General features: G+C 71.1%; 9 protein-coding genes. 2 read left to right on the top strand and 7 right to left on the bottom strand.

Translation table 11 applies throughout. The features are described from left to right. Positions 1 to 807 (top strand): Ig-like domain-containing protein (locus tag MT347_RS16935; RefSeq protein ID WP_243502560.1); only part of this gene is annotated, 807 nt, incomplete at its 5' end. A 182-nt stretch (positions 808 to 989) separates the two neighbouring features. Here the strand turns inward: MT347_RS16935 and prfA are convergent. The 6 genes from prfA to lysA form a co-directional block, all read right to left on the bottom strand. After that, complete coding sequence (gene prfA, locus MT347_RS16930) at positions 990 to 2,066, bottom strand: peptide chain release factor 1 (protein WP_243502559.1); 1,077 nt, start codon at positions 2,064 to 2,066, stop codon at positions 990 to 992. A gap of 32 nt (positions 2,067 to 2,098) precedes the next feature. After that, on the bottom strand, positions 2,099 to 4,468 hold the full coding sequence (gene rho, locus MT347_RS16925) for a transcription termination factor Rho (RefSeq protein ID WP_243502558.1): 2,370 nt from the start codon (positions 4,466 to 4,468) through the stop codon (positions 2,099 to 2,101). A gap of 150 nt (positions 4,469 to 4,618) precedes the next feature. Next, positions 4,619 to 5,551, bottom strand: a complete 933-nt coding sequence (gene thrB, locus MT347_RS16920) for a homoserine kinase (protein WP_243502557.1) — start codon at positions 5,549 to 5,551, stop codon at positions 4,619 to 4,621. Then, a complete protein-coding gene (gene thrC / locus MT347_RS16915; protein ID WP_243502556.1) occupies positions 5,548 to 6,630 on the bottom strand; it encodes a threonine synthase in 1,083 nt (360 codons plus the stop codon). The genes thrB and thrC overlap by 4 nt, the downstream gene beginning before the upstream one ends. Positions 6,631 to 6,632: 2 nt before the next feature. Next, entirely contained in the window at positions 6,633 to 7,988 is a 1,356-nt protein-coding gene (locus MT347_RS16910; RefSeq protein WP_243502555.1) for a homoserine dehydrogenase, read from the bottom strand. Then, positions 7,985 to 9,415: a diaminopimelate decarboxylase gene (lysA, locus tag MT347_RS16905; RefSeq protein ID WP_243502554.1), complete on the bottom strand. Its 1,431-nt coding sequence runs from the start codon at positions 9,413 to 9,415 to the stop codon at positions 7,985 to 7,987. The genes MT347_RS16910 and lysA overlap by 4 nt, the downstream gene beginning before the upstream one ends. Before the next feature lie 330 nt (positions 9,416 to 9,745). Here lysA and MT347_RS16900 point away from each other — a divergent pair, with 330 nt between their 5' ends. Next, on the top strand, positions 9,746 to 10,852 hold the full coding sequence (locus MT347_RS16900) for a hypothetical protein (RefSeq protein ID WP_243502553.1): 1,107 nt from the start codon (positions 9,746 to 9,748) through the stop codon (positions 10,850 to 10,852). 18 nt (positions 10,853 to 10,870) lie between these two features. Here the strand turns inward: MT347_RS16900 and MT347_RS16895 are convergent, their stop codons facing one another. Then, complete coding sequence (locus tag MT347_RS16895) at positions 10,871 to 11,641, bottom strand: DUF2993 domain-containing protein (protein ID WP_243502552.1); 771 nt, start codon at positions 11,639 to 11,641, stop codon at positions 10,871 to 10,873. Between the last annotated feature and the right edge of the window lies 1 nt (position 11,642).

The raw sequence follows: 11,642 nt of genomic DNA, 5'->3' as shown, positions 1-11,642 counted from the left end.
TCTCTCATCGACACGTGCATCGGCCGCACCGCCGGCACCCCCGAGGTCGAAGGTCCCGAGATCTTCAAGGCCAACGAAGGCGACCGCGCCGGCTACACGTACTTCCTGTGGGTCGACAACTACGGCGGCCGCGGCTACATCCCGCTCGGCACCAACTCGCTCGAGGGTGACATCCAGTGGACGATCCCGTCCAGCTTCTCGCTGCCCGCCTCGCCGCGCCACGGCTCGATCCTCGCCATCACGGCGAAAGAGCGCGACGCGCTCGCCGCGAAGTGGAACCCCTCGCTGCTGGTGACGTCCGTCGACCCGATCGCCACCACCGTGCAAGCCGGCTCCACCGAGGTCTCGCTCCCCGGGACGGCGCAGGCGACCTTCAAGGACGGTCACCGCGAGACCGTCGCCGTCACCTGGGACAAAGCCGATCTGTCGTCGCTCAAGAAGGCCGGGGACACAGTGCAGGTGCGCGGACAGCTCGCCAACTCGGCGGGTACGCCGGCGATCGCGACCATCACCGCCACGGCACCCCCGGGACCCGCCGTCAGCGCCGTCGCCTCGTCGCGGTGCGTCGCGGGCAAGGTCATCGTCACCACGAGGGCGACGAACGACAGCGACGCCGCCGCCGACCTCACCGTCACCTCCGCATGGGGTGGCAAGACCCACAGTGCCGTGGTCCCCGGGGCATCGGTCTCGACGGCGACGACCGTCCGCGCCGCGTCGGTCACCGCTGGCTCGGTCGAGGTGACGGCCACGGGCGCATCCGGTTCGCGCACGATCACCGCGCCGTACTCGGCGATCAGCTGCCGCTGAGCGGAACGCGCCGAGGCGCGTGAGAAGGGGGAGGGTGCCACGGACTCTCCCCCCTCGTCCTCCGGTGTCGGACGAACCGAGCACGCACGTCCGAACCCACGTCGCATCCCGCCAGGGTCTCCCTCGTCGGCAACGGTCGACGCGTCGCGCGCTCCTCCGTCCGTGTCGGACAGGCGCGCCCGTTAGCCGTCGGCGAGGGCAGCGAGCCGGGCTTCTTCGTCGGCGGTGATCGCCGACTCGATGATCGGGCCGAGGGCGCCGTCCATCACCTGGTCGAGGTTGTACGCCTTGTATCCCGTGCGGTGATCGGCGATGCGGTTCTCGGGGAAGTTGTAGGTGCGGATGCGCTCGGAGCGGTCCATGCCGCGGATCTGCGACTTGCGCGCGTCGGCGGCGACCGCGTCGCGCTCCTCCTGCTGCTTGGCGAGCAGCCGGGCACGGAGCACGCGCATACCGGCCTCGCGGTTCTGCAGCTGCGACTTCTCGTTCTGCATCGACACGACGATGCCCGTCGGAACGTGCGTGATGCGCACGGCGGAGTCGGTGGTGTTGACCGACTGGCCGCCCGGTCCCGACGAACGGAACACGTCGATCTTCAGGTCATTGGGATCGATCCCGACCTCTTCCGGCTCGTCGACCTCGGGGAACACCAGCACACCGGTCGTGGAGGTGTGGATGCGCCCCTGCGACTCGGTCGCCGGAACCCGCTGCACGCGGTGCACGCCGCCCTCGTACTTCAGGTGCGCCCAGACGCCCTGCGCCGGATCGCTCGAGGATCCTTTGATCGCGACCTGGACGTCTTTGTAGCCGCCCAGGTCGGATTCGGTGCGCTCGAGCAGTTCGGTCTTCCATCCCATGGATGCCGCGTACTGCAGGTACATGCGCAGGAGGTCGGCCGCGAAGAGGGCGCTCTCCGCTCCCCCCTCGCCCCCCTTGATCTCCATGATCACGTCGCGGGCATCGTCGGGGTCGCGCGGGATGAGCAGACGGCGCAGACGCTCCTGCGTCTCGGCGACCCGCTGTTCCATTCCCGGCACCTCGTCGGCGAACGCCTCGTCTTCGCGCGCGAGCTCCCGGGCGGCATCCAGATCATCGGATGCCAGCACCCACGCCTCGTGCGCCGCGACGATGCGCGAAAGCTCCGCGTACCGCCGGTTGACGCGTTTGGCCCGCACGGCGTCGGCGTGGACAGCCGGGTCGGAGAGCTCCTCTTGGACGGCTTTGTGCTCGTCGAGAAGTGCGCGGACCGACTCGAACATCGCGGGCACCGACATCGCGTACGCGATCCGGGTCAGCGGATGCTGTTGTCGTCACCGCCGCGCGAGGGCGCCGGGATCGACTTCTGCATCTGCACGAGGAACTCGACGTTCGACTGGGTCTCTTTGAGCTTGCCGAGCACGACCTCGAGTGCCTGCTGGGGCTCGAGACCTGCCAGGGCGCGCCGGAGCTTCCAGGTGATCTTCACCTCGTCGGGAGACAGCAGCATCTCCTCCCGACGCGTGCTCGACGCGTTGACGTCGACCGCGGGGAAGATGCGCTTGTCAGCGAGGTGGCGGTTCAGGCGCAACTCGCTGTTGCCGGTGCCCTTGAACTCCTCGAAGATCACGTCGTCCATCTTCGAGCCGGTCTCCACCAGGGCGGTGGCGAGGATCGTGAGGGACCCGCCGTTCTCGATGTTGCGCGCGGCGCCGAAGAAGCGCTTCGGCGGGTACAGCGCCGAGGCGTCGACTCCCCCGGACAGCACCCGGCCGGAGGTGGGGGCGGCGAGGTTGTACGCGCGGCCGAGGCGGGTGATGGAGTCGAGCAGCACGACGACGTCGCGGCCGAGCTCGACCAGGCGCTTCGCGCGTTCGATGGCGAGTTCGGCGACCGTGGTGTGGTCTTCGGCCGGACGGTCGAAGGTCGACGCGATGACCTCGCCGCGAACGGTGCGCTGCATGTCGGTGACCTCTTCGGGGCGCTCGTCGACGAGCACGACCATGAGGTGGACCTCGGGGTTGTTCGTGGCGATCGCGTTGGCGATCTGCTGCAGAACAATGGTCTTGCCGGCCTTGGGCGGCGCCACGATGAGGCCGCGCTGGCCCTTGCCGACCGGGGCCACCAGGTCGATGATGCGCTGCGTGAGCTTCTCGGGTCCGGTCTCCAGGCGGAGGCGCTCCTGGGGGTACAGCGGCGTGAGGTTGTTGAACTCGACGCGGGTGGCGGCGTCCTCGACCGACAGACCGTTGATCGAGTCGACCTGCACGAGCGCGTTGTACTTCTGACGACCCGACTGCTCACCGTCACGGGGCTGCTTGATCGCGCCGACGACCGCGTCGCCCTTGCGCAGGTTGTACTTCTTCACCTGGCCGAGGGAAACGTAGACGTCGCTGGGGCCGGGGAGGTAGCCCGTCGTGCGCACGAACGCGTAGTTGTCGAGCACGTCGAGCACGCCCGCGATGGGAACGAGAACGTCGTCCTCGCCGATCTCGGTCTCGAACTCGTCGCCCGTGGTGCTCTGGCCGCGGCGCTTGTTGCGCTGACGGTTGCGGCCGTTCGCCGTTCCCTGCTGCGTCTGCGCCTGCTGACCGCCCTGCTGAGCGTTGTCGCGCTGCGGGGTGTTCTGCTGGCCGCTCTCGCGCTGGGCGTTCTCGCGTTGGGCATTGTCGCGCTGGGTGTTCTCGCGCTGGGTGTTCTCGCGCTGGGTGTTCTCGCGCTGGGCGTTCTCGCGCGGCGCGCCCTGCTGCGGCGCATCGGCCTCGTCGGCGGAAGCGGCCGGAGCGGTCGCGTCGGCTGCCGCATCGGGCTTGTTGCGGTTGCGGTTGCGCGAGCGGCTTCGGCCACGACCGCGGGCCGGAGCCTCGTCGGCCTGGTCGGCGTTCTCGGACGCGACCGACTCGCTCGCCTCGGCGTCGGCCGCCTCGGTCGACGGCTCGGGCGCTCCGGCGACGCCGGTCTCGTCGGCGGCGGCGGAATCGGCCTCGGCATCCACCGCATCAGCCGTCTCGGCGACGGGCGTTTCGGCGGCGGCAGCAGCGTCTTCAGCGACATCGGTCGCGGTCGTCACCGGGGTGGTCGACGTCTCGTCGGACGCGGCATCGGCGGCCGGAGCGACGGCCTCGTCCTCAGCAGCCGTGGCCCGAGCGGCGGCGGCCTCGACGGCGGCGGCTTCGGCGGCAGCAGCTTCGGCGGCAGCGGCTTCGGCAGCAGCGGCCTCGGCGGCCGCCTTCTCCTTGGCGGTCGCGGTCGTCGCCCGGCGGGGAGCGCGCTTGCGCGGAGCGCGGGCGGGCTTCTCGACCGGGACGGCCTCCTCCGCGGGCGCCGTCTCGACGACGGCGGGCTCAACGGCGGCGGGCTCGGCACCCGACTCAGCTGCGGCGGGCTCGGCGTTCGCCGACGATTCGGCCGAAGCCGCCGACGCGTCCGTCGTCGAAACGTCGGAGGCGTCGTCAGCGGCCGGGGCCCCAGCCACGATCGCGTCGTCCGCGAACAGAGCCTCGGGCTGAGCCGGGGCGTCGGCGGCCTCGGCGTCCGGGGCGTCCGTGCCCTCGGTCTCGGCTACCTGGTCGGTGTCGGTGCCCGGGGTGTCGGTCCCCTGCGCGTCAGCCGTGGGCTGCTCGTCGGCGGGGATCTCGGCGCCCTCGGGCGCGTCGACGGGCTGGGTCTCGGAGATGGACTCCACGAGTGCTCCTCAGAATGAAACGTGTCAGATCGCGCTTCGCCGTGCAGATCGCAGACGAAGTGACACCAGCGGTTCGGGAGACTGCAGCCGATACCGGGTTCGCGATGTGTTGCGGATTTCGCAAGTGTGCAGAGGCTCAGATTCGCGAAGTTACGCGGAACCCTCTGCGTTTTTCACTGTACCACCCTTGACGTCGACGGCGAGCATGAGCGCCTGCCACGGGGTGTCGACGACGGATGCCATGAGATCCGCGGCCTCGAGTCGCTGACCCGGCCCGTCGGCGAGCACCAGGACGCTCGGCCCCGCCCCCGAGACGACCGCCGCATATCCCTCGGCGCGGAGAGCCCGCACGAGCCGGTCGGTCTCGGGCATCGCCTGTGCGCGGTAGTTCTGGTGCAGCTTGTCTTCCGTGGCGGCCATGAGCAGTTCGGGGCTCTGGGTCATCGCGGCGATGAGCAGGGCCGACCGCGAGACGTTGAACACGGCGTCCTCGCGCGGGACCTGAAGGGGCTGCAGACTGCGCGCGACGGCGGTCGACATCGTGAAGCCCGGCACGAACACCAGCGGCGAGACGCCACGGTGCACGATGAGTTGCTTGTGCTGCGGGCCCGCGGCATCCATCCACGCGATCGTCAGACCACCGAAAAGCCCCGGGGCGACGTTGTCGGGGTGACCCTCGAGCTCGGTCGCCAGGCGCAGGAGGTCGACGTCGGTAAAGGACTCCTCGCCCTCGAGCAGACCCGTGGCGGCCAGGATGCCCGCGACGACAGCGGCCCCCGAGGAGCCCATACCGCGCCCGTGCGGGATGACGTTGTGCGCGGTCAGCCGCAGCCCCGGAAGGGTGCGGCCGACCGACGCGTACGTGTGCGCCATAGCACGGACGACCAGATGCGAGGCGTCTCGCGGCACGTCGGCCGTGCCTTCGCCCGCGACCTCGATCTCGAGGCGGTCGGTGTCGAGCTGCTCCACGACGAGATCGTCGTAGACGCTCAACGCCAGACCGAGGGTGTCGAAGCCGGGGCCGAGGTTCGCGCTGGTGGCGGGAACGCGGACGGCGACCCGACGACCGGGGCCTGAGCTCACGCGGTCACCGGCTGCAGGTCGAGCACCGAGGCGACCTCCGAGGTTGCCGCGTCGACGACGGTGGGCTCGACGGTCGTGCCGTCGGCGTTGCGCAGCGCCCACTGGGGGTCTTTCAGGCCGTGACCGGTGACGGTCAGCACGACCTTCGCGCCAGCCGGGACGATCCCCGCCTCGGCACGGCTGAGCAGACCCGCGACGCTGATCGCCGACGCGGGTTCGACGAAGACGCCGACCTCGCCCGCGAGGATCTTCTGCGCCTCGAGGATGCCGTCGTCGTCGATCGCCCCGAACCAGCCGTCGGTGGCGTCGCGCGCTTCGAGCGCGAGGTCCCACGAGGCGGGGTTGCCGATGCGGATCGCGCTGGCGATCGTCTCGGGGTTCTTCACGACCTCGCCGCGCACGAGCGGGGCGGAGCCGGCGGCCTGGAAGCCGAACATGCGGGGCACGCGCGTGGCGACGCCGCGCGCGGCCTCTTCCCGGTAGCCGCGCGAGTACGCGGTGTAGTTGCCCGCGTTGCCCACGGGGATGAAGTGGAAGTCGGGCGCGTCGCCCAACTGCTCCACGACCTCGTACGCCGCGGTCTTCTGCCCCTCGATGCGATCGGGGTTGACGGAGTTGACCAGGTGCACCGGGTAGTGGTCGGCGAGCTCTCGAGCGATCTCGAGGCAGTCGTCGAAATTGCCGCGGATCTGGATGAGGCGCCCGTTGTGCGCGACGGCCTGGCTGAGCTTGCCCATCGCGATCTTTCCCTCGGGCACCAGGACGGCGGCGGTGATGCCGGCGTGCGCGGCGTAGGCAGCGGCCGAGGCGGAGGTGTTGCCGGTCGAGGCGCAGATGACGGCCTTGGCTCCGTGCTCCACGGCGCGAGAGAGGGCCACGGTCATGCCGCGGTCCTTGAACGAGCCGGTGGGGTTCATGCCCTCGAACTTCACCCAGACGTCGGCGCCGGTGCGGCGCGACAGGGCGGGTGCGGGGATGAGGGGCGTGCCGCCCTCGCCGAGGGTGACGACGGTGGAGGCGTCGGTCACGCCCAGACGGTCGGCGTATTCGCGGAGGACTCCGCGCCAGAGATGAGCCATGTTCAGTTCCCTTCCACGCGCAGCACGGACACCACGCGCTCGACGACGCCGCTCTCGGCAAGACGCTGGACGGTCTCGCTCAGGTCCTGCTCGCGGGCCTTGTGTGTTCCGATGACCAGACGGGCCGAGCCCGCTCCGGTCGCTGAGTCCGTCGATGCGCCCGCCTCGGCGGCATCCGGAGAGGCCTCGATGACGGTCTGCTCGACGGTGGCGATCGACACGCGACCCTCGCTCAAGATGCCGGCGACCGTGGCGAGCACGCCAGGCTGATCATCGACCTCGAGCGTGATCTGGTAGCGCGTGATGACGCGTCCGATGGGCACGGCAGGCAGATTCGCGCGGGTGGACTCCCCCACGCCCACGCCCCCCGCGATGTGCCGACGCGCGGCCGAGACGACGTCGCCGAGCACGGCGGAGGCGGTCTGCACGCCGCCGGCGCCGGCGCCGTAGAACATCAGGTCACCCGCGGCCTCGGCCTGCACGAAGACGGCGTTGTTGGCGCCGTGCACGCTCGCGAGGGGGTGCGAGCGGTTCACGAGGGCCGGGTACACGCGCACCGAGATCGACTCGGTGCCGCCCTCTTCGGCGGCGAGGCGCTCGCACACCGCGAGCAGCTTGATGACGTAGCCCGCGTGGCGGGCGGATTCGATCATCGCGGCGTCGACCGAGGTGATCCCCTCGCGGTGCACGGCATCCAGGGGAACCGCGGTGTGGAAAGCGAGGCTGGCGAGGATCGCGGCTTTCTGCGCCGCGTCGTGGCCTTCGACATCGGCGGTGGGGTCGGCCTCGGCATAGCCGAGGGCCTGCGCCTGCGCGAGCACGTCGGCGAAGTCGGCGCCCTCGGTGTCCATGCGGTCGAGGATGTAGTTGGTGGTGCCGTTGACGATGCCCATGATGCGCACGACCCGGTCGCCGGCGAGCGAGTCGCGCAGGGGCCGGATGATGGGGATGGCCCCGGCGGCGGCTGCCTCGTAGTACACCTCGGCCCCCACCTGGTCGGCGGCCTCGAAGACCTCGGACCCGTGGGTGGCCAGCAGCGCCTTGTTCGCGGTGACGACGTCGGCCCCGGACGCGATCGCGTGCAGCACCTGCGTGCGGGCGGGCTCGATGCCGCCCATCAGCTCGATGACGATGTCACTGCCGACGATGAGTGTCTCGGCATCCGTGGTGAAGAGTTCGCGGGGCAGCTCGACGTCGCGCTTCGAGTCGAGGTTTCGCACGGCGATGCCGGCGAGCTCGAGCTTCGCGCCCGCGCGGTCGGCGAGTTCGTCGCCGTGCCTGAGCAGGAGGTCGGCGACCTGCGAGCCGACCGCGCCGGCGCCGAGGAGCGCCACGCGGAGCGTGCGGTAGTCGGTCATTCGGTGTCTCCGTGGGGTGTGTCGATCAGGGTGGATGCCGGGATGCCGGCGTCGCGCGCGAGGAGATCGTCGACGGTCTCGCCGCGCACGATGACGCGCGCCCGGCCGTCGCGCACCGCGACGACGGGCGGACGCGGGGTGTAGTTGTAGTTGCTCGCGAGCGAGAAGCAGTAAGCACCGGTCGCAGGAACGCCCAGCAGATCGCCGGGGGCGACGTCGGCGGGGAGGTATTCGGCATCCACGACGATGTCTCCCGACTCGCAGTGGCGGCCCACGACGCGCGCCAGCGCCGGGGACGCCGTGCTGGCGCGCGAGACGACGCGCGCCGAGAAGTCGGCGCCGTAGAGGGCGGGGCGGGCGTTGTCGCTCATGCCGCCGTCGACGCTGACGTACGTGCGATCGAGACCCTCGGCCGCCGTGACCGTCTTGACCGTGCCGATCTCGTACAGCGTCACGCCGGCCTGGCCCACGATGACTCGGCCGGGTTCGGTGGCGACGTCGGGCATCGGGATGCCGCGGACCGCGCACTCGTCGGCGATGGCATCCAGGATGCCGTCGGCGATCTCTTCGATGGGCTTCGGGTCATCGACGGAGGTGTACGAGATGCCGAAGCCGCCACCGACGTTGAGGAGCGGGATGTCCCCTCCGGCGAGCAGGTCGGCGTGCAGGTCGACCAGGCGAGCGGCCGACTCCCGGAAACCCGACGAATCGAAGATCTGCGAACCGATGTGGGCGTGCAACCCCACGAAGCGCAGGCTGGGGAGCTCGCGGATGCGGGCGACCGCGTCGGCCGCCCCCGGGAGGGAGAAACCGAACTTCTGGTCTTCGTGCGCGGTGGCCAGGAACGCGTGCGTCTCGGCGTGGACGCCCGTGCGCACGCGTACCAGCACGGACTGCACGACGCCGCGGCGGTCGGCGATGGCGGCGAGGCGCTCGATCTCGATGGGGCTGTCGACCACCACCGTGCCGATGCCGACCTCGACCGCTCGCTCGAGCTCGCCCACGCTCTTGTTGTTGCCGTGGAAGCCGAGTCGCGCGGGCTCCGCCCCTCCGGCCAGAGCGACCTCGAGTTCGCCGCGGGTGCAGACGTCGACCGCGAGTCCCTCGTCGACGACCCACCGTACGACCTCCGCCGAGAGGAACGCCTTGCCCGCGTAGTAGACACGAGCCCGGATGCCGTGGCGGGCGGCGGCGGACTCGAAGGCCGCGCGCGCACGACGGGCGTGGGAGCGCACCTCGTCTTCGTCGAGGACGTAGAGCGGGGTGCCGAAACGGTCGCGGAGGTCGAAGACCGAGACCCCGCCGATCTCGACGGACCCGTCGTCGACGCGTCGCGCGGACGTGGGCCAGACAGGGGCGACGAGCTCATTCGCTTCTGCCGGGGCGGTGAGCCACTCGGGCACGAGCGCGGAGTGCGAGGCGGACACAGGGGGACCAATCGGGTTTGCGGCGACGCGACGGCCGCGGATCACGGCTCCACCCCCGGCGGAGAGTCACGCGAGGGGTGGTCCTTGCAGTCTAGGGCACGGTGTATGCCGCTCCCTTCCCGTCCCTCCGCGTGTGCGCGAGGTCGCCGACGCTCGCCCGTTCCGCTCCGTCCGGAGAGCGCCCGCCGCGGGGGCGTCCGGTCGAGAGGGGCGAGTCGGGTGACATCACGCGCCGTGTCGGGTGACACCACGGGCGATGCCAAGGAGCGGGAGAGGGTGGTGCACGCGCCGGCGCCCGGGGAGCGCACAACAGCGCCATACGGTGTCGACGTGACGCCGCCTCCCCTCTCCCCGCTCGTCGTCGACGCCGTCGGTGTTCGCGTCGGCATCGACCTGTCGGCACTGACCGCGACCGATCGCGACACCGTCGCGCGCGCCTGGGCAGACGCCCGCGTGACCGACCCGACTCCCGCACAGGTCGTGGTCGCCCCGGTCTCGAGCGACCGCGACGGACAGACGCTGTCCGACCTGTCGAGCAGGGTGACGCAGGCAGCGATCGAAGAGCGACGCGGCGAGGCGTGGATGCTGCACGCGGCCGGGCTCGCCGCCCGCGACGGTGGCGTCGTCGTCCTCGTCGGCCCCTCGGGGGCCGGCAAGACCACCGCCACCCGGCTGCTCGCACGGTCGTGGGGGTACGTCTCGGACGAGACGGTGGGGATCGAGCCCGATGGGGCAGTCCGCAGCTACCGCAAACCGCTCTCGGTGATCACCGAAGGGCAGGGCTACAAGGTCCAGCACGCGCCTCGCGACCTGGGGCTCCTGCCCCTCCCGACCGGATCGCTGCGCGTGCGTCGCGTCGTGCTCCTCGACCGCGACCGCGACCACGCACGGGCGCGCCTCGTGCCCGTGCCCGCATCGGAAGCCCTGGTCCTCTTGGCACCGCACTCGAGCGCACTTGCTTCGATGCCGCGGCCGTTGGGCCTCATCACGAGCGTGCTCGAGCGGACCGGCGGCGCCTTGAGGGCCGAGTACGCCGAGGCGGAGCAGCTGGTCGATCTCGTCGGCGACGTGATGGTCGAGGATCTCCATCGCTGGCCGGAGCCCGACGAGGCACCGTCGGACGCGATCGTCGCCACCCCTCCCTCGGGGTCGTCGCACGGCGGAGGACGACGCTACCGGCGCGGCATCGTGGTGGACTCATGCCCCCTCCCCGACAACCGCTTGGCGGTGCTGACCGGGGAGACCGACGGACGAGGCACGTTGCGCGTCCTCGCTGGCGCCGCGCCCGCGCTCTGGCACGCCGCCGACGACGCCACCCGAGACGACCTGCTGCGCGCGGCGACCGACGGCGCCCCCGACGAAGAAGCTGCGCGCGCAGTCGACGGCATCCTGGACCAGCTCGTCGAAGCGGGGCTGCTCACCGTCACCGCCGAGTGAGCCGCGACACGGCGTCTGTCAGCCGCAGGTGCCGTCCGCCTGGAGCGCCGGATCGCTGACGATCCCGCCGGCGACGTCGAACGTCGCCACCAGATCCTGGCCCTGGACGGTCGCGGACGTCAGGGTCAGGCCCGCGGGCAGTCGGTCGGCGATGCACAGACCGCGCGTCTGCACGAGCGTATCGGCGACGCCGCCGAACTGGCCCCGCAGGGTGTCGGCGTCGATCGCGTTGCCCGCCACTTGAAAGCCCGTCGGGGTGATCGTGAGGTCACCCTCGGCGGCACCGGGCGTGGCCGTCACCCCGACAGGGATGCCGATGCCGAACAACGTGAGGGTGGTCTCGAAGGTGACGTCCGGTGCGGCGACCTCCACCGTGCCGGCGGGCAGATCGGGCAGCTGCGCGAGGAGCGTCCGCAACTGCTCCTGATCGAGCCTCACCGAAGCGACTCCCCCGTCGGCCGCCGACCCGGCCGAGACCGGTACGCCGCGCAGGTCGACACGCACGTCGCCCGTGATCGGCCCCAGCGTGACGTCGTCGGAGGCGACCGTGACCTCGTCGAGTCGCCCGCCCAGCACCTGCGGCAGGACGAGGCCCGCCACCTGCACGTCGATGTCCTGATCGTCGGGGAGCCCGACGTTGGTGACCACCAGGGAGCGCACCGTGCTCGTGACGACCGAGCGCGCGATGAATTCTGCGGCGACGGCTGCTGCCACCAGCAGCACGACCACCACGATGATCGCCGCGACCCAGCGACCGGTCCTCCGTCGGGGCGTCGTGGCATCCGTCATG

The sequence above is a fragment of the Microbacterium sp. VKM Ac-2923 genome (assembly GCF_022815605.1).
Taxonomy (GTDB): Bacteria; Actinomycetota; Actinomycetes; order Actinomycetales; family Microbacteriaceae; genus Microbacterium.
Note: the sequence above shows the minus strand (reverse complement) of the source record. Positions and strands in the feature narration are given on the sequence as shown.